The sequence below is a fragment of the Streptomyces sp. NPDC002911 genome (assembly GCF_053591835.1).
Genome location: NZ_JBSFUO010000004.1, coordinates 411,121 through 428,282, shown reverse-complemented (window position 1 = coordinate 428,282; position 17,162 = coordinate 411,121). Strand labels below are relative to the sequence as shown.

At 67.4% G+C, this 17,162-nt stretch carries 22 protein-coding genes and 1 pseudogene; 12 read left to right on the top strand and 11 right to left on the bottom strand.

Features of this window, described 5'->3' with window-relative positions:
* The coding region (locus ACWD04_RS09970) for a transposase (protein ID WP_451130019.1) at nt 1-809 on the bottom strand (809 nt) is incomplete at its 3' end.
* Nucleotides 810-907: 98 nt separating this feature from the next.
* Between ACWD04_RS09970 and ACWD04_RS09965 the strand changes: the two genes are divergently transcribed.
* Nucleotides 908-1,096: a hypothetical protein gene (locus ACWD04_RS09965; RefSeq protein ID WP_451129970.1), complete on the top strand. Its 189-nt coding sequence runs from the start codon at nt 908-910 to the stop codon at nt 1,094-1,096.
* Between the two features lies 1 nt (nt 1,097).
* Here the strand turns inward: ACWD04_RS09965 and ACWD04_RS09960 are convergent, their stop codons facing one another.
* From ACWD04_RS09960 to ACWD04_RS09950, 3 genes are read right to left on the bottom strand one after another with little or no spacing between them, the layout of a single operon-like run.
* Nucleotides 1,098-1,325, bottom strand: coding sequence for a DUF397 domain-containing protein (locus tag ACWD04_RS09960; RefSeq protein WP_451129968.1), 228 nt, complete (start codon nt 1,323-1,325; stop codon nt 1,098-1,100).
* Nucleotides 1,318-1,899 (bottom strand): Scr1 family TA system antitoxin-like transcriptional regulator, encoded by a 582-nt coding sequence (locus tag ACWD04_RS09955; protein ID WP_451130017.1) that lies wholly within the window; start codon nt 1,897-1,899, stop codon nt 1,318-1,320. Before ACWD04_RS09955 ends, ACWD04_RS09960 begins: the two co-directional genes overlap by 8 nt.
* The gene (locus tag ACWD04_RS09950; protein ID WP_451129966.1) at nt 1,814-2,149 is read right to left on the bottom strand and encodes a helix-turn-helix domain-containing protein; all 336 of its coding nucleotides are present in this window, start codon (nt 2,147-2,149) and stop codon (nt 1,814-1,816) included. The genes ACWD04_RS09955 and ACWD04_RS09950 overlap by 86 nt, the downstream gene beginning before the upstream one ends.
* Before the next feature lie 659 nt (nt 2,150-2,808).
* On the opposite strand from ACWD04_RS09950, the gene ACWD04_RS09945 reads away from it, so the two are divergent.
* From ACWD04_RS09945 to ACWD04_RS09935, 3 genes are all read left to right on the top strand, one after another.
* The gene (locus ACWD04_RS09945; RefSeq protein ID WP_451129963.1) at nt 2,809-3,000 is read left to right on the top strand and encodes a hypothetical protein; all 192 of its coding nucleotides are present in this window, start codon (nt 2,809-2,811) and stop codon (nt 2,998-3,000) included.
* A complete protein-coding gene (locus ACWD04_RS09940) occupies nt 2,997-4,793 on the top strand; it encodes an alpha/beta hydrolase (RefSeq protein ID WP_451129961.1) in 1,797 nt (598 codons plus the stop codon). Before ACWD04_RS09945 ends, ACWD04_RS09940 begins: the two co-directional genes overlap by 4 nt.
* 80 nt (nt 4,794-4,873) lie before the next feature.
* On the top strand, nt 4,874-5,365 hold the full coding sequence (locus ACWD04_RS09935) for a hypothetical protein (protein ID WP_451129959.1): 492 nt from the start codon (nt 4,874-4,876) through the stop codon (nt 5,363-5,365).
* 183 nt (nt 5,366-5,548) lie between these two features.
* On the opposite strand, the gene ACWD04_RS09930 is transcribed toward ACWD04_RS09935, so the two are convergent.
* The 3 genes and pseudogenes from ACWD04_RS09930 to ACWD04_RS09920 all read right to left on the bottom strand — a co-directional run bounded on the left by ACWD04_RS09930 (nt 5,549) and on the right by ACWD04_RS09920 (nt 6,554).
* Nucleotides 5,549-5,737: a DUF397 domain-containing protein gene (locus ACWD04_RS09930; protein WP_451129957.1), complete on the bottom strand. Its 189-nt coding sequence runs from the start codon at nt 5,735-5,737 to the stop codon at nt 5,549-5,551.
* A gap of 83 nt (nt 5,738-5,820) precedes the next feature.
* Nucleotides 5,821-6,009, bottom strand: a complete 189-nt coding sequence (locus ACWD04_RS09925; RefSeq protein WP_451129955.1) for a hypothetical protein — start codon at nt 6,007-6,009, stop codon at nt 5,821-5,823.
* Between the two features lie 160 nt (nt 6,010-6,169).
* A pseudogene (locus tag ACWD04_RS09920) lies at nt 6,170-6,554 on the bottom strand (VOC family protein).
* 222 nt (nt 6,555-6,776) lie between these two features.
* Between ACWD04_RS09920 and ACWD04_RS09915 the strand changes: the two are divergent.
* On the top strand, nt 6,777-7,367 hold the full coding sequence (locus ACWD04_RS09915) for a Uma2 family endonuclease (RefSeq protein ID WP_451129953.1): 591 nt from the start codon (nt 6,777-6,779) through the stop codon (nt 7,365-7,367).
* 67 nt (nt 7,368-7,434) lie between these two features.
* Here the strand turns inward: ACWD04_RS09915 and ACWD04_RS09910 are convergent, their stop codons facing one another.
* Both ACWD04_RS09910 and ACWD04_RS09905 read right to left on the bottom strand, forming a co-directional pair.
* Nucleotides 7,435-9,021: an adenosine deaminase family protein gene (locus ACWD04_RS09910; RefSeq protein ID WP_451129951.1), complete on the bottom strand. Its 1,587-nt coding sequence runs from the start codon at nt 9,019-9,021 to the stop codon at nt 7,435-7,437.
* A gap of 91 nt (nt 9,022-9,112) precedes the next feature.
* Nucleotides 9,113-9,745: a histidine phosphatase family protein gene (locus ACWD04_RS09905; RefSeq protein ID WP_451129949.1), complete on the bottom strand. Its 633-nt coding sequence runs from the start codon at nt 9,743-9,745 to the stop codon at nt 9,113-9,115.
* Between the two features lie 204 nt (nt 9,746-9,949).
* Here ACWD04_RS09905 and ACWD04_RS09900 point away from each other — a divergent pair, with 204 nt between their 5' ends.
* From ACWD04_RS09900 to ACWD04_RS09880, 5 genes are all read left to right on the top strand, one after another.
* The gene (locus tag ACWD04_RS09900; protein ID WP_451129947.1) at nt 9,950-10,324 is read left to right on the top strand and encodes a hypothetical protein; all 375 of its coding nucleotides are present in this window, start codon (nt 9,950-9,952) and stop codon (nt 10,322-10,324) included.
* 2 nt (nt 10,325-10,326) lie between these two features.
* The gene (locus ACWD04_RS09895; RefSeq protein ID WP_451129945.1) at nt 10,327-12,213 is read left to right on the top strand and encodes an alpha/beta hydrolase; all 1,887 of its coding nucleotides are present in this window, start codon (nt 10,327-10,329) and stop codon (nt 12,211-12,213) included.
* A gap of 98 nt (nt 12,214-12,311) precedes the next feature.
* A complete protein-coding gene (locus tag ACWD04_RS09890; protein ID WP_451129943.1) occupies nt 12,312-12,764 on the top strand; it encodes a hypothetical protein in 453 nt (150 codons plus the stop codon).
* A 115-nt stretch (nt 12,765-12,879) separates the two neighbouring features.
* On the top strand, nt 12,880-13,869 hold the full coding sequence (locus ACWD04_RS09885; RefSeq protein ID WP_451130015.1) for an NlpC/P60 family protein: 990 nt from the start codon (nt 12,880-12,882) through the stop codon (nt 13,867-13,869).
* Nucleotides 13,870-14,170: 301 nt separating this feature from the next.
* On the top strand, nt 14,171-14,902 hold the full coding sequence (locus ACWD04_RS09880) for a phosphatase PAP2 family protein (protein ID WP_451129941.1): 732 nt from the start codon (nt 14,171-14,173) through the stop codon (nt 14,900-14,902).
* A gap of 115 nt (nt 14,903-15,017) precedes the next feature.
* On the opposite strand, the gene ACWD04_RS09875 is transcribed toward ACWD04_RS09880, so the two are convergent.
* Complete coding sequence (locus ACWD04_RS09875; RefSeq protein ID WP_451129939.1) at nt 15,018-15,206, bottom strand: hypothetical protein; 189 nt, start codon at nt 15,204-15,206, stop codon at nt 15,018-15,020.
* A gap of 153 nt (nt 15,207-15,359) precedes the next feature.
* Here ACWD04_RS09875 and ACWD04_RS09870 point away from each other — a divergent pair, with 153 nt between their 5' ends.
* Entirely contained in the window at nt 15,360-16,241 is an 882-nt protein-coding gene (locus ACWD04_RS09870) for a hypothetical protein (protein ID WP_451129937.1), read from the top strand.
* A 202-nt stretch (nt 16,242-16,443) separates the two neighbouring features.
* Nucleotides 16,444-16,650 (top strand): hypothetical protein, encoded by a 207-nt coding sequence (locus ACWD04_RS09865; RefSeq protein WP_451129935.1) that lies wholly within the window; start codon nt 16,444-16,446, stop codon nt 16,648-16,650.
* A 31-nt stretch (nt 16,651-16,681) separates the two neighbouring features.
* On the opposite strand, the gene ACWD04_RS09860 is transcribed toward ACWD04_RS09865, so the two are convergent.
* Nucleotides 16,682-17,029 carry a metal-sensitive transcriptional regulator gene (locus tag ACWD04_RS09860; RefSeq protein WP_451129933.1) on the bottom strand — a complete coding sequence of 116 codons (348 nt, stop codon included), beginning with the start codon at nt 17,027-17,029 and terminating at the stop codon, nt 16,682-16,684.
* Nucleotides 17,030-17,162 lie beyond the last annotated feature (133 nt).

Genomic DNA, 17,162 nt, shown 5'->3' with positions numbered 1-17,162 from the left:
TATCCGACTGAATAGAAGGTACGGATTCCTCGTTTCCGCAGGTCGCGGACGTGAGCGAGGAAGGCTTTCGCGGATCCGGCACTGTCGGCGCGGATGAGGATGTCGGTGCCGTGCCGGTGAGCGTCGGGGATTTGCGCGAGCGCCTGGTCGAGCACCGTGATGTGATCGGCGGCAGTGTTGGCTCCGGAGTTCCCGGGCCGCAGCCGCCCCGATACGGCCTCGCCGGTGTTCGCGAGGAAACACAGCAGCGGGTGGAAGCCGAAGCCGCCCTTGTAGGTGGGTGCGGCCTGTTCCTTATCGGAGTGGCAGGTCACCAGCGTGGCGTCGAGGTCCAGAACCAGGCCGGGAAGTTCTCGTCCGCCGGCCCGAGCAGCAGGTATGCCCTCGCCGGTCTCGGCGGCCTGCATCCAGGCGACTTCCCGGGCCGAACCGCGGGCCGTCCGCAGCGAGGCGAGTACAGCCTCGTCGGTGTCGGCGAGCAACCGCCAAGCCGTGGGCGTGGAGGCGACCGGGCCGAACACCCCTGCCTGGTCCCGCAGCACGGCCAGATCCGCGATCGCCTCACCACCGTCGGCGAGCATCACCGCAAGGTCCGTGGCGACCCGGCCCGGATCATGCCCGGTCCCGCGCGGCCGAAGCGGCCTGAGAGCGGCGGAGTACGCGGCGGTCAGCCCGGTGGCATCAGCGAGATCCGCCAGCAACCGTGCCCCGGCATGCCCGACCACCCCCGAACCATCGGCACTGACATGGACCCTGGGACGCAACCCGATACCCTGCACGTAGAAAGTGCCCTCCGCCTGGACCGACAGAACCCCTCAGCAAGGTTCATCGTCCCAGGTCAGGAAGGCACTTTCGCGTTTCCCCCCCCAAGCCAGGCGTACCCAAGTGAAACGGCGAGGTTAACGTCGTGGTGGTGAAGCGGCTGTACGACTCCGTGTGGAGGCGGCTGGGCACCTTCCTGCGCGGGCTGGCGGAGAGCGAGCCGGAGGCGACGCAGGCGGCCGGAACGACCGGGGAGACGGTCGACGCCTATCTGATCTCGCTGACGGTCCCGCCGCACGGAGCGAGTTGCCCTGTCGTCGAACCGGTGGGGTAGGTCAGCCGGCGTCGATCTCGGCGAAGTGGTCGAATTCGCCGGCCACGACGCCCTTGGCGAACGCCTCCCACTTCTCCACGGTGGTGGTCACCACCGTGCCGGGGTCGCCGGTCTCACGGAGGTGTACGAGCTCTCCGGGGCCGAACGCGATCTCGATCCAGGGCCCGGGGCCCTGCGCGTTCTCGGGGGCGGCGCGGGTCCAGGTGAGGTCCGCCGGCGGTTCACCCACGGCCGTGGGTCTCTTTGACGGTGCGGATGAGGGCTGCCCAGGCGTGCGGGCTGGTCCGGAGTATCGCGCCGCTGGGGTCGCCGCTCTCGGTGAGGGCGATTGATCCTCGGTCGGCGGCGATGTGTATGCAGGAGTTGCCTTGAGCGCAGTACGAGGATTTCTGCCACTGGTGAGAGGGCATGCAGGATTCCTTCACGGTTCGTTGGCCAGGTCGATGACGAAGTCCCTGGACTCCGACAGAGAGCGCGACTGCTTCCATGCGGTCCAGCAGGAGCCGGTATACCTCCAACTCGGCTTCGGGGTCCACAGTGTCGAGCCGGGGCGCGGAAATCTGCACGTACAGGACCGTCTGACCGGAGCCGGGATAGGCGCCGATTCGGAACGGGATCACCTCGATCGTGATGTGCTCGCGCTTGCTCTGCTCCACCAGGTGATGAAGCTGGGCCTTGGCCACACGCGGACCGCCGACGGGAACGCGGAGAGCTGCTTCATGAATGACAGCTTGGTAGGGCGGTGGAGAAGGGCGGTTGAGGACCGCCTGATGTCGAAGGCGGTGGCTGACCCGATGCTCGATGTCCGTACGGGAGAACTCCAGGACGATCCCTGATGTAGACGTGGTCCGAGCAACGGTAGTTTCGGGCCATGGCATGCAGACGCTCGGGGCTGACTCCGAAGCGGCTAGCTTCGATGTTGCTGAACTGGGCTTGGCTGACGCCGAGTAGGCGCGCCCTTTGGGTGGCAGAGAGCCCTGTGCTCTCTCTCAGACGCCGGAGCTCGGTTCCGAGGCGCTGGCGACGAGCGGTCGGAGTGCCTTCGGGAGTCACGTGTCAACCCTCCTTGCTGGACACACTAGGGCACTGCCCACACAAGAGTCATACATGAAGTGACTGGTTATATTGCAAATACTTTATGCCGTGTCGTCGCCTGGCAAGCACGAGGGGCCGATCCTGCTCCTGTAGCTGGAGTCGGGGCTTCCGGCAGGAGTCGCGACGTGGCGAGAGAGTTTGGGAAGAAGTCTCTCGTCCTTCGTCTTGCGCCCCTGACGTCGACAAGGACTCGTCTTGCATCTGGGGTTGTTCGCCCTTGTTAACGCTGCATGATCGATGCTATGGCTGCGTACCTCTTATTGTCAGCCCTTTAATTTGCGCCCCGTGATGAACGGAATCGGTGAGATAGCGTCAATGTGACAGCGCGGAGCATCCGTGCTGCGGCGTATGTGGGGGCGGGGTCACAGGTGGCTTGGGACGAGTGGGAACAGCTCAAGGCAGCAGCAGCCGCGGGGTCTGGGACGCAGATGTCGCTGGCCGGGGTTGGAGCTGAGTCGTCAGGCAGCGGTTCAGGCACGGGCGGTGGCAGGGACGGTCTGAAGCACAGCAGCGGACCGTGGACCAGTGCATCCGGCATCGCCAGCACTCTGCGTACCAACACCCAGACGAGCCGCGGCCGGCTTCGCCCGGCACACGAAGGTGTTGCAACCGGTGCGGTGGGCCTCGCATCCGTCGCATCGCTGACCGCTGTGCTGGAGTCGTGGGACGAGCGACTGGTCGCCGTGCGCGGTGAGTGCGACTACCTGGAAGGGGCTCTTTTGAAGGTCGCCAAGGAGATGGGCGAGGCGGAGACTGCTGTGGACAAGTCCCTCAGGTCCGTGGACACGGGCGAGGATGCGCGCCGGTGACCGGCGCGCCACTGACCTGGCAGCGGCTGCGGGACTTGAGACGGACAGAGTTCGAGGACGCGAGCGATGGCTGGCACGAGATCTCGGGTCGGGCGGATGCTGATCGCGTCCGGGTCGAGAAGGCGATGACGGCGAAGCTGCGCGAGACGCAGGAGAGTGACTCGGCGGAAGCAGCCATCAAACGGCTTGAGAGGCTGAGCCGCAATCTTCAGTACGTGCACGCGGAGGCTGGGCTGATCCGTACCGCGCTGAATGGTCTGGCCGCTGAACTGGCCGGCCCGAGGAAGCAGCTGACGCAGGCGTTGGAGGACGCGGAGAGCTTGCAGTTCACTGTTCATGCGGACGGTTCAGTCAGCTATCCGGCAGCGGTGGGCGAGACGCTGCTTGGCGAGCAGGATCACCCGGGCGGTTCGGCCCAGGGCAGCGCGCGGCTCCCGCTGGAAGCGCCCGGGCTGAGTGAGCGGCCAGGTCTTCCAGGGGGAAAATTCAATCCCAATCCGAATGCGCGGAAGGCTGAGGCCATCGCGGACCTCATCGCACGTGCCGTGCGGTCGGCCACCGAGATCGACGACCGCTACGCGAAAGTGCTGAACAAGCTCAAGGCGGCCAAGGGGCTCGATGTCACCAAGGCGACCCTGGACGACGTTTTCAAGGACACAGCGAGTGTACGTTCGACCGCATCCAAGTACCTTGCTCAGGGTATTCCGTGGGATGAGTCGCCCGCCGTGCGCAAGGAATGGTGGGACGGACTCTCCGAGGAGCGGCAGCAGGAGTTCCTGGAAGTCGCTCCGGAACTTGTCGGTGGTCTCGACGGGGTACCGGCCACGGTCCGGGACGAGGCGAACAGGAATTATCTTCCGGTGCTCATCGATGAGTTGGAGAGGAAGGACGGTGAGGATGCCCGGATGAAACTCGACGCTCTCTTGGGGATCGAAGCGAAACTGGGCGAACCTTCGAAAGTTCCGATGTTCTTGCTGGGAATCGGAGACGAGGGAAATGGTCGTGCCATTGTGGCGTACGGCAACCCGGACACGTCGCGGAATGTGTCGGCTTATGTGCCAGGATTGGGCACGAAATTGGATGCAGAGTTCGTCGATGGGACATTGAAGCGTGGCCTGGACACAGCGACGGGTGCGCGGCGCTATGACGCGTCTAGTTCGGCAATTGTCTGGCTCGGTTACGATGCTCCAAATATTGCTACGGTCGCAAGCACCAGCAGTGCCGAGGCGGGAGCCCCCGCCTACAACCAGTTCATGGACGGGTTGGCAGCCACCAATCGGAACCAAGACCCGCACGTGACGGCGATCGGCCATTCCTACGGCTCCCTCACTGTCGGCACAGCGGCCGGACATGGCGGAATTCCGGCCGTGGACGACATCATCCTGCTGGGTAGCCCGGGTGTGGGTGTCGATAAGGCCGAGGACCTCGGCGTGGGCAAGGAGAACGTCTACGTCGGAGCGGCTGACAATGATCCTGTGACTCAGCTCCCCTCTAAGCAACAGAGTGGTGTGGGTGTCCTGGCCATGGCCGGAGGGCCCTTCGTTTCATACTTGGCGGGAGACATCGCCGACCAAGGGGATGATGATGTTCACTTCGGCAAAGATCCAGCCAGTGAGGCGTTTGGCGCCCAGCGCTTCAAAGTTGATGACGGGTCGCACCCCATCCTCGACGCGGGTGGTTTTGACGCTCACTCTCAGTACTTCACGCCAGAGAGGGACAAGGTTTCCGCCGACAACATTGCGCTGATTGTCGCTGGGCAGCCCGAACTGATTCAGAGGGAGGATTGGCGATGAAGCATGGCGTGGGATGGACCGTCGCGATCGTTATGGCAAGTATCTTGCTCCCGGCTTGCGGAGCCCAGAAGGAGAAAGGAGTGGCAGCGAACATGAATATGCAAGAAGCTGCGGAACATGCCGATGTCATGCTGGATGAAACTTTTGCTGCCATTAAGCCGGAGGTCGAGTGGGCGCATGGGCAGACTTTGACCGGAAGTTGCGATGTGACCCGAAGTCGGACCGTTATGACGATTATTTCTGAGCGGCGGCGCGGTAACTTCCTCGGCGTGATCGAACGGCTGTGGAAGGAGAGCGGATATACTATTCACTCGATCAGGAAGAGCAAGGAGTTTCCCGCTATTTTCGCAAACTCTCGAGATGGATTCGGGGTCTCCCTTATTGTTGCGGACAAGGGGCAAGTCCATTTCGACGTTGACAGCCCCTGCGTTGAAAAATCCGAGGTAGCCGCCCCCACTGCCAAGCCCAACGGCCCCGCCTACGACGGTGTGGAGATCCCCCGCCCCAACGTCCGCTCCGATTTCTGGTCCGCAGACACCCCGGTCTCATCGCCTGCCCCGACGGCCGGTTGACCGCCGGCCGCACGGGCCTTTCTGTCGTACCTCCTGCAGCCGATCCGCCGCCTGTCGCCCTGCTGTGTCGGACGGTCTGCGAAGTAGGGTGAGACCTGTGCCCTGGCGCCGATCTCGATCCAGGGCCCGGGGCCCTGCGCGTTCTCGGGGGCGGCGCGGGTCCAGGTGAGGTCCGCCGGCGGTTCACCCACGGCCGTGGGTCTCTTTGACGGTGCGGATGAGGGCTGCCCAGGCGTGCGGGCTGGTCCGGAGTATCGCGCCGCTGGGGTCGCCGCTCTCGGTGGAGGCGATTGATCCTCGGTCGGCGGCGATGTGTATGCAGGAGTTGCCTTGAGCGCAGTAGGACGATTTCTGCCAAAAGAGTACGGACATCTTGATCCCTCACAGATTCCGGGCGATGGCGTGTACGAAGTCACGTGACTCCGAGGGCGCGAGTGCGATGGACTCGATCCGGCTCAGCAGGACTCGGTACTTCTGCAACTGTGCTTCCGTGTCGAGGAAACAGGACCGTGCGACTGATCCAGGTTGACGCTGTCGAGCTGCGGTACAGCTCCGTGGATGTAGTAGATCGACTGTCCCGATCCGGCAAAGGCGCCGGCGGGGAACGGGATGACCTGGAGCACGACATGGGCGTGGGTGCTCATCTCCACGAGGTGTTCAAGCTGTTGTGCGGGAGTACGCGGACAACTCGGGCGCCTACCTGATCCGGGGCGGTCTGCCGGGGCAGGGCGGCAAGGTGTTGTGGGTCGAATGCGCGTGAAACCGGAGTGCCAGTGGGGTGGCCCGACGTGACACGCGGCGGGGTCAGAGGGGCTGGAGCCGGGTGCGCAGGAGGCAGAACTCGTTGCCTTCCGGGTCCGCCAGGACATGCCAGCTCTCGGTGCCGGTCTGGCCCGCGTCGGCGGGCCTCGCGCCGAGGGCGAGCAGTCGCTCCAGCTCGGCGTCCTGGCCGTGGTCGGTGGCGTTGACGTCGAGGTGCAGGGGGAGCTTCCCGGCTCGCGGGTCGCTGCTGGGGCTGAGGACGAGGGTGGGCTGCAGGCCGCCGAGGCCGACGTCGGGAGGCCTGACCTCGATGCTTCCGTCATCTTCCCGCCCGAGTCTCGACGTAGCCGAGAACTCCGCTACAGAACGCGGCGAGCCGCTCGGGGGCGGCGTCGTCGATGACCAGCTCGCTGATGCGGCATGCCATGCCCGTCAGTGTAGGCAAGCGCGGGGAAGCTGGAGTGTCAGTGGGTCGATCTATCGTAACCGTGTGTAGTCATGATGGATCGGTGGGGAGGCTTTCGTGGCAGGGGCTTACAGATGCGACTGGCAGTACGGTGGAATCGCCGCAGGACGGGATACGGGCCCTCCCTCCGGGTCCGTATCAGCGGGCACCGTATCCGCGTCGCAGGGACGGAGGCCGAACACCATGTCTGCTGATCCCTCCTTGCGTCCGCGCCCGGGAAACCTGCGCGAGATCGCCGCGAAGATCGAGGAAGCAACGGGCCTGCGCGTGCAGGTGCTGGGGGGAAGTCTCGTGACGTCACCGACGCCGCGTGGCAAGCACGCGGGGACGGTCAGGCGGCTGCGTCTGCAGCTGGACCCGGGGCTTCCGGCAGGGCTCGCGGCGAACGAAGTGACCTCGGTCGCGATGCCCGGCGACCTCGACGACTACGCCACACCGGATCTCATCGTGCTGCCCGAGGCGTGGGACGACGATGACAACTGGCTGGCCGACCCTGCGGACGTGGAGCTGGCTGTAGAAGTCGTCTCCCAGTCGGAGAAGTCCAGAGACATCGCGCAGAAGAGCGACTGGTACGCGGTCGCAGGGGTGCGGGTTCTGCTCGTCGTGGATCCCCGGCACGGCACGTGGGTGATGCATACGCGGCCTGGCGACGGCAGATTTCAGGAGTCGCGGCGTGCCAGGTACGGGGAAGACGTCGCTCTCCCTCCGCCCCTTGCTCTGACGGCGGCGACAAACTCGTTTCCCCTGTACGGCGAACCGCCTCGACGCGGCTGAGGGGCGTTGCGGGGCGGGAAGATGCTGCGGCGGCGCACCGGCCCGCCCCTGACTCGGCCGGCCAGGATCAGCCGGCGTAGCGGGCCTCGAAAGCGCGGAAGGACCGCTCCTGGCGCAGTTCCAGGCCGGCCTTCGGGTTCTGCGCGGTGAACCGGGCGCAGCGCGTCGACTCCAAAACCCGGCACTCCTCGACCGGGCGGAAGCCTCGGCGTACGGGGTCGGAACGCCACAGGCTGCGGCCCGGCAGGAAGCTGTACTCCAGGGAGGCCCGGGCCAGGTCTTTCAGCTCCGGATAGCCGAGGCCGTAGGTGCGGGCGGCCCGGTGGTACTCCTGGCCGATGTCACCGCGCGACACCCCGGGGTCGTCGGTGGACAGGACCACGGGGACTCCGTGCTTCCGGTAGACGGGGAACGGGTGCTCGTCGCCCTCGACCTGGAGGATCTGCGCGTTGCTGGTGAGCGGCACCTCGACGGCGACCTGGCGACGCGCCATGTCGCGGGCGAGGCGCTGCCAGTCGTCTTCCTGTACGAGGTCGACGCCGTGTCCGATGCGTTCGGCCTGACCGGTGCGCACGGCGTCGTCGATGTGGAAGGTGAGGTCCTCGGGCTTCACCAGACCGGGTACGAGTTCGCCGGCGTGCAGGGTGATGTGGGCGGCGGGGTAGACGCCGTGCAGGTAGTTCAGCATGCGCATGTGCAGGCGGTAGTCCCGCAGCGAGATCTCGCCGTCCTCCGGCTGGACCAGGTTCACCGCGACGAACCGCTGGTCGCGTTCGGCCAGGCGTAGCCCCAGGGCGATCTGGGTGAAGACGCGTTCAGGGGCGCTGTTGCGTGACACCTGGGAGATCCAGCGCACCGTGATCCGGCACGCCGGCCGGGGTGCTTCGGTCGCGCAGTGTGCCGTCTCGCGGAACTCCGCGTCGGCGGTGTCGGCTTCCTGCTTCGCCGTCGTCACCAGCTGGTCCAGCCGGCCACCGGCGAGCAGCTTGCGGTGCAGGGCGGCCGGGTCCGCGTCCCAGCCGACGTCGGCGGCCAGTTGCCTGGCGCCTGCGGAGGCGGGGCTGACCATGGTCTCCAGATACGTCTGGTTCTGCGCCGCAGCGGTGCCCGCCACATCGGCGAGCATCTTCCCGCGGTGCGATGTCGCGGCGCCGAACTTCCCGAACGTGGCGAAGAAGTGGTCGTGCCCCGACTGCCCCTGCGGGAAGTCCTGCATGGACCAGGCCCGGACGACCTCCTGCCGGAACCCGGCATCCGTGAGGGCGTCGGCGGCCGGCCGGGTTCCGGTCGCGCATGGTGACGCGACGGCGGTCATCGTGGCGTCGATGCAGAGGCCGTCCTCGGCCGCGAGCTGGATGAGGTACTCGGTTCGTACCGCGCCGGAGAGGTGGTTGTGCAGGTCACCTCCCTTGGGGAGGTCCCGGAAGAACCGGCCGGCCTGCTGCGGATGCGTGTTCAGCCAGGCGGTGGTGCGGGCCTCTGCGGCCGTGGCCGGCCTGGGTGGCGGTACGGAGGCGGAGGCGGAGGCGGCGGCGGCCTGGGCCGACGTTCCGGCGGGCAGCGATGCGGCGAGGCCCGCCGCAGCAAGCCCTGCGGCCATCAACAACCGAAGGGTGCGCGATGAGTTGTGGTGTAGGGAGATCACGCCTTGCATGATCGCGAGGAGTGGGTCGCGGCGCCCGGACCGCGTGGATAGTGCTCCGTAAACCATCCGTCCGGGGGACACGCGTTGCCTCCGGCGCGGCTCAGACGCGTAGCTCCGGAGGGAATCCGGTCCAGCGGAGTTCCGCCGGGAGGTGGCCCATGTCGTTGACCATGAGCAAGGCCGCGGGCCCGCCGGGTGGGTACCGGATGACGGTCAGTGCGGCGTTGGCGTGGTTGAGGCCCATCCAGCGCCAGGCGGGCGCGTCGAGAGCGTCCCGGACCAGCCAGGCGGCCAGGAACGCGTGTGTGACGACCAGTTCGTGGCGGGGTTCGTCGCCGGCGACGGGCCCGGTGAACCGTACCCGCGCGGCGCCTGCCAGCTCCTGGCCCAGACTGCGTTCGGCCTCCGGGAACTGCTCCACGAATGTGAGGAGTCTGTCCGCCGAGTCCTCCGGGAGTTCCTTCCGTCGTGGGACGTACGGGACGTAGTCCCCGGCCGGTTCCGAAACCTGCAGGGGGATGTCCCGCCGCCCGAGCCGTTCGTGGACCAGCCGGGCGGTCTCCGAGGCGCGGGGCAGCGGGCCGTGGTGGACGGTGGAGAACGGTACGCCTCGGAGCCGTTCGCCGAGGAGGGCGGCCTGGCGCCGGCCCCGTTCCGTCAGCTCGGTCTCGTCCGGGGACGCCTCGCCGTGCCGGGCGATGAAGAGGAAGCGGGTCGCGGTGGCGGTGGTCATGGGGCCCTTTCGGTTGGTCCGGTGGGTGCCGGGATGGACGGTGTCCCCCTCCGGTTGGTTCCGGGTCGCGCGTTCGGGTGATGTCGGGGCGGGCTGTTCCTTGCGGGGACGGGGGTTCGGCTCGTGCCGCCGGTACGCCCGGCGCGTCGGGTACGCCGCGTTTGGCACAGTGCCGCTTCGTGATCGTGGAACGGGGTGAACGGGGTGGCCGTGGTGCGTGGGCTGAGTGATCCGGCGGGGCCGCCGAGCGGGGGTGACCGCGGGCCGAGGCTGAAGCACAGCGACGGGCCGTGGCTGCGGGCCGCTGGGGGCGCGGAGGAGCTGGTGACCCATCTGGGTCCGGTGCGAGGTGAATTGGGCCGGGCACACCAGGGGCTCATGGCGGGGGCGGGCAGGCTGACCGCCCTGGCGGAGCTGGCGGCCGTACGGGAGTCCTGGGAGCGGCGGATCCAGGCGGCGCAGGGCGAGTGCGGCAGCCTGGCGGCCAAACTGCGGGACGTCGCGCGTACGCAGGGCGCAACGAGCGAGGCCGTCGGGTCGTCCTTCGCGGCGGTGGCCGTCCCGGGTGTGGGCGACTAGCGGTGACGCCGACGCTGACGTGGGCGCAGTTACGGGACGTGCAATGCGCCGAGCTGGAGGCTGCGGCCGATGGCTGGGGCAAGTCGAGCAACCGGGCCGACGCGGCGCGGGACCGCATCGAGCAGCAACTGCTCACCGGGCTCCGCGACACGCAGGAGGGCGAGGCGGCACAGGCGGCGGTCGCACGGCTGCGGCAACTGGGGCGGAACTTCCAGTACGTGTACACCGAGTGCGGGCTCCTGCGTACGACGCTGAATTCACTGGCCCACGAGATGAAGACCCAGCAGCGGGCGCTGGCGGAGGCGCTGGGCGATGCGGCCGCGCTGAGGTTCACGGTGCACGCGGACGGGTCGGTGACGTACCCGGCGGCGGGTGACGGGCTCATCGACGACGCACCGCTCCGGGGCGGTACCGCGTCGTCGAGCGGGCCTGCGGGGCTGGTGCCGTCTTCGGGCCTGGTCGCTCCGAACCCCAACGTGGCAAAGGCGCAGGACATCGCGGACCGGGTGAGCAGGGCGGTGCGGGCGGCGGCCGAGATCGACTGGCGGTATGCGGGGATCCTGCGCCGGCTGAGGGCGGAGGAGGGCCTGAAGGTTCCGGACTCCACATGGAAGGACGCGGCGGCCGACGCGTCGGAGGTCCGGGACGCGGCGGGGGCGTACCTCGAAGACGCCATCCCGCACGATGCGTCTCCTGCGGAGCGGCGGGACTGGTGGGCGGGGCTGACCCAGGAACAGCGCGAGGAGTACCTGGCGGTGTACCCGGACCAGATCGGGAACCTCGACGGAATCCCGGCACTGGTCCGCGACGCGGCGAACCGGGACAACCTGCAGCTGCTGATCGGCAAGCTGGAGGGGCGGGACGACGGGAAGTCGATGACGCAGCTGGCGGGGCTGCGGGAGATCGACCGGCAGTTGGGGGCGGGGGTTAAACCTGGGGAGCCGCCGATGTTTCTCCTGGGCATCGGGGATGAGGGCAACGGACGGGCGATCGTCTCGTTCGGAAACCCTGATACGGCGAAGAATGTGGCGGCGTATGTGCCGGGGTTGGGGACCTCCCTGGACATGGAGTTCGCAGAGGGCGACCTGAAACGTGCTCGAGATACGGCAATCGGTGCTGCGGAAATGAATCCCGATTCCCCGACGGCCTCTATCGCGTGGCTTGGGTACGATGCTCCTCAGATCGAAGTCAACGATCCGGCGGCAAGTTTGGACGTTGCTGGAGACGGAAACGCAAGGTCCGGGGCATCCAATTACAACGAGTTCATGGCCGGGCTATCGGCAACCAATCAGTATGAAGACCCGCACGTCACGGCGATCGGTCATTCTTACGGTTCGCTCGCGGTTGGGCTCGCCGCTCAGGAGCGAGGCGGAATTCCTGGCGCCGACGACATCATTCTGGTGGGCAGCCCTGGGACAGGGGCGCGGACTGCGGATGAACTCGGGGTAGGGCGAGAACACGTGTTTGTCGGCGCGGCTGAGAATGACTCAGTCACTAAGCTGCCCAACAGTCGAGAGGCCAGCGGCCTGGGAAGTGGTGTCGCGGGTGGAGCATCGGCCGGCTTCGTCCTCGGCGCGAGTCTGGGGCCTGCAGGCGCTTTAGCGGGCGGGGCTCTTGGCGGAGCTCTAGGAGGCGCTGCGGGATATCTCGCGCAAGACGCGCAATCGAGGGCGAGCGAGGTGTGGTTCGGTACCGACCCTGCACACCGAGATTTCGGGGCAAATCGCTTTCGCGTCAGTGAAGGGCCCGAGCCGATCCAAGGTGGACACGGACTGGTGGAGGCTCACTCCAACTACTTTCATCCGACTAAGGATCAGATGTCGTCAGACAATATTTCGCGCGTCGTCTCAGGTAGATCCAGCGACATCGTAAGGGAGCGTCCTAGATGAGACTCCGATGCGCCGCAACGCTGGTGGTTATACTCGTCAGTTCGGGGTGCGCCTCAGTTGATCGTTCGGAGTCAGACGGTGGGGATGATGGTGGACGTATGAACATGCAGGAAGCCGCAGACAGGGCGGACGCCATCCTTGATACGACATTCGCCGGTATCAAGCCGGCAGTGGAGTGGGTTCACGGACAATCCACGGAGGGGAGTTGCGACGTCTCGCGTAGACGTTCCGTCCTCACCGTTATCTCGGATCAGCGACGAGGTGGCTTCCTCGGTGTTGTAGAGCGAGGCTGGAAAAAAGCCGGATACCGCCAGCTCGGTGTGAACGCGAGCGTCGAGAGCCCGGCGACGTATTTCGAGACGGAGGATGGGTTTCGCGTGCGGCTGCTTATCGGCGGGGGTGGGCAAGCCTTTTTCGAGGTTGCGACGCCCTGCGTCGAGAAGTCGCAGGTTGCACCACCGAGTACGCCGCCTGGGAACGTGAGCCGTGTAGGCGAACCCATCCCCCGCCCCCACATCCGCTCCCCCTTCTGGTCCGCCGGCGCCCCCTGAGCCCCGGTAGCCGCCCCTGACGCCCCCTCATGCCCCCATCCAGCCGTACACACCAGCGAATCGCGTCGTGAACCGTCCACGAATGGGGGATGGTTGGGGGGTGCGGAAATACTGGGTGTTCGTCGGCGGTGGTATCGGGCTGGGCCTGTGCTTCATCGCTCTGCTCGTCGTCGGTACGTACTCCGCCGCTGCCGGGATGGCCGGGGCGAGCGGGGCTGTCGGGCTGGTCAAGGGGGCTGTGCCGGCGCGGTACCAGCCGCTGGTGGAGAAGTGGGGCAACCTCTGCCCGGCCATCAACCCCGCCCTCCTGGCGGCGCAGTTGTACCAGGAGAGCGGCTGGAACCCCCGTGCCCAGAGCCACGCCGCCGCGCAGGGGATCGCGCAGTTCATCCCCGGGACCTGGGCCACGCACGGCATCGACGGGGACAAGGACGGTGACCGGGACGTGTGGGATCCGGCCGATGCGATTCCGTCGGCCGCTTCGTACGACTGTGAGATCGCCGGGTACGTCAAGAAGGTGCCCGGCGACCCGACCGACAACATGCTCGCCGCGTACAACGCGGGCGCCTACCGGGTGATCAAGTCGGGCGGGGTGCCCGCGATCAGCGAGACGCAGAACTACGTCAAGATCATCCGTTCCCTGGAGAAGAGCTTCGCCAAGCCGGTCGGCAGGGTGCAGCCCTCGCAGCAGGCTGCCGGGGCGATCTACTTCGCGCAGAAGAAGCTCGGCACCCCTTACCTCTGGGGCGGGAACGGGACTGCGGACCAGGGAGGCAGGTTCGACTGCTCCGGGCTGACCCAGGCCGCGTACCGGACGGTCGACATCGAGCTGCCCCGGGTGGCCAATGACCAGTACAACGCCGGTGCGCACCCCTCCCGGGACGAGCTCCTCCCCGGTGACCTGGTGTTCTTTTCGGACGATCTGAACAACTCGCGGGCCATCCGGCATGTGGGGCTGTACGTCGGCGGCGGGTACATGATCAACGCGCCGTACACGGGTGCGGTGATCCGGTTCGACAAGATCGACACCCCGGATTACTTCGGTGCGACAAGGGTCACGAAGGAGGGGGCGGCGGCGCTCCCTACCGCGCTCCCGGAAAGCTGACGGCCGGTCGACCGTGGCCGGAACCCTCCGTGAAGCCCAGGCCCTGAGCTGCGGCGATGAGTCTCTCTTCGATAACGTCATGGTGATCATTCGGTGGAGAATGGAACGTACGCAGCTGACAGACCGTTCCCTGATCTGGGACAGCATGCGCACATGACCATGCGCGACTGCCCAGACCAGTCCGGCGTAACGGCATCATGGCGTGGCGCGGCACTGAATCCGCACCGACCACGGGGGTCAGACCAAGGCGACGCACGCCGTTGTGCGTCGCAGCAGCAGACAAGGCAAGGGGCCGCGGCAGATGGCTGGACTCGCACTCGATGGGGCGAACCCCGATGTCAGCCTGCTCTACGACATCAATGGGCTGGCGAAGGCCGCTCCGACCTGGTTCGACCGGGTCATGGGGTTCGTCGGTGAATTCGGGATCATGTTCGCCATGGTCCTGGTGGTCCTGTGGTGCTGGTGGAGCGTACGCCGACGAGGGACGACGGAAGACTCGGTGACGGCGGTTGCCGGGCTCGTGTGGGCGCCTCTCGCCGCCGGGATCGCGCTGCTCATCAACATCCCGATCCGGGGTTTCGTGGAGCGGCCGAGGCCCTTCTTCGATCACAAGGGTCTCGAAGTCCTGGTGAAGGGCAAGACGGACTTCTCCTTCGTGAGCGACCACGCGACGATGGCGATGGCGATCGCGGTGGGGCTCTTCGTGGCCAACAGGAAGTTCGGCCTGTGGGCGATCGCGCTGGCGCTCCTGGAGGGCCTCTGCCGCGTCTACATGGGCGTGCACTACCCGACTGACGTCATCGGCGGCTTCGCTCTCGGCACGGCCGTGGCCCTGCTGCTCGCGCCCCTCGCGATGATGCTGCTGACACCTCTGGTGGGGGCCGTGGCCCGTACCGGAACGGTCGGCCGGCTCGTCCGCTCGCGCGGGGCGGTCGCCGCCGACGGCGCGCGGGACGAGTCGCACGGGATTCCCGAGCCGAGCTCGGGTTCCGGCCGCGGCAATGCGCCCGGCGACAGGGACCTCGCCGCGTAGGCACGACGGGTTCGGCACTGCGAGGGGTGTCCCGTGCGGGACACCCCTCCCGCATGTCCGGAGAGGAACGCTCTGTGTTCGTCGTCCCTTACGAGCAACCGCAGCGGGAGACGCTCTAGCGGGGTGTCCCCTGGGACGAACGGTGCTCCTCCGCGTCCGTGCGGGCCCGGTCGCGTGAGCGTCTGGCCGCCCCCGACCAGCCGCAGTCGCAGCGCGCCAGACAGAACGAGCCCCGTTCGACGGTCGTGGTGCTGTGTGCCGGAGCGGTGCTGTGGACGGGGGAGTCCGAGGGGTCCTGATACACGCGTCCACGGTACCGGGGTTGTCGTACGGCGGTCAGGGAGTGGGCCGATCGGCTTCCGGACGGAGCCCCGTGGCGTGACGAGGCGCCCCGGCCGTCGTTAGGCGAGGCGGGCGGGAACTCGGTCAGGTGCACGTCGTTGGGGGTTGGCAGGCGATGGTGGTGCAGCGGCACAGGTGCGGAGGCGGGGCACTGGCTGTGTGCGCCCTGGCGGCCGCAGGTGTGATGACGGTCGGCGGCGGGTGTTCCGATACGGACGGCGGGGACGGGGCCGGCCGGCCCGCCGTCGCCCGGGACGGCCCGGCCAGCACCTCGGCGGCGGTGGTCCGGGGGGCGGCCGAGGCGCTGGCCCGAGCGGGCAGTGCCGAGACGCGTACGTCGATGGAGACCGCGGCCGGCGGGACCAGGGTGACGATCAGGGGCGAGGGGGCGTACGACTTCCGCAAACAGCTGGGCCGCATCAAGGTCGTCCTGCCGAAGGACACCGCCGGGGCGGAGGAGCACCGGCCGATCACGGAACTGCTGGTCCCCGGTGCGCTGTACATGAAGAACCGCGGGGCCGGGGTGCCCGACGACAAATGGGTGCGGATCGACACCACGGCCCTGGAGGACGGCAATCTGGTCACCGGCGGTGTGACCGATCCGACGGCCGCCGCGGAGCTGCTGCGCGGCGCGGTCAAGGTGACGTACGTCGGCCGCTCGGAGCTGGCCGGGGTGGCGGTCCGGCACTACCGGGGGACCGCGGACCTCGGGCGGGCGGCGCGGGCGGCCTCGGCGTCCTCGCGCGGGGCGCTGGCTGCCGCGGCGAAAGGGTTCAGCACGGACGCGGTGCCCTTCGACGTCTATCTGGACGACGAGGGGCTGCTGCGGAAGGTGCGCCACCGCTTCACCTTCGCGACCGAGGGGCCGGCGGTCGCGGTGGTGTCGACGATGCTGCTGTACGGCTTCGGCGTGCCGGTCTCCGTGGAGCTGCCTCCCGAGGCGGACCTCTACACGGGGCGGGTCCGGCAGGGCGGGCATGGCGCGGAAACACCGTAAGGAGGGGGCCGAAATGGTCCGTCCGTGCCATGCGCGGTGTGGGTCGCGCTCCCTACGCTAAGACCGACCGACCGACCGACCGCTAAGACCGACCGCCCCCGTGTGCCGGTCGGTCCGAGGTGTTGGCCCGCCAGGTGGTGCGGGACAGCCCGTAGGGAGTCGGTGCGCCAGGAGTCGGCGACGGCAGAGAGAGGTGACGCAGGTGGTGACGCTCAGCGCTCCGAACGCTCAGGACCGTGTGGCCCTGGCCGAGATCGAACTGTGCGGTGAGCTCATGATCGCGGCGGCGGACGCCCTCGAGGACCGGCTCAGTCCCGACCGTATCGACGAGGTGCTCGACGTCAGGTCGGATCCGGCCATGTCCTCACCTTCGCCGACGATTCCCCGGCAGGGACGCCACCGGGGATGACCTCCTCCTGACGCTTTCGGGTACGCCGCCTTCAGGTGCGCAGGAGGCGGGCGATAGCCTTGGTGGCCTCTTCGACCTTCGCGTCGATCTCGTCGCCGCCTTTGAGGGCGGCATCCGCGACGCAGTGGCGCAAATGCTCCTCCAGCAGCTGGAGCGCGAAGGACTGCAGGGCCTTGGTGGAGGCCGAGACCTGGGTGAGTATGTCGATGCAGTAGACGTCCTCGTCCACCATCCGCTGGAGGCCGCGGACCTGGCCCTCGATGCGGCGCAGGCGCTTGAGGTGCTCCTCCTTCTGGTGGTGGTACCCGTGAATGCCACGGTCATGGTCGGTGACGACCACTTCCGTACCGGCTGTCCCGGTGGACTCGGTGGTGGTCATGGGGTCCTCCCGTTGTCCTCTTGACCTGCGGTGAACGTGCCGCTCTGTGCTGTCTGTATACCCCTGACGGGTATATCGTACCGAACCGAGCCGAAACGTGACCGGGGGGCCGTGCTGATCACTGTGTCCGATG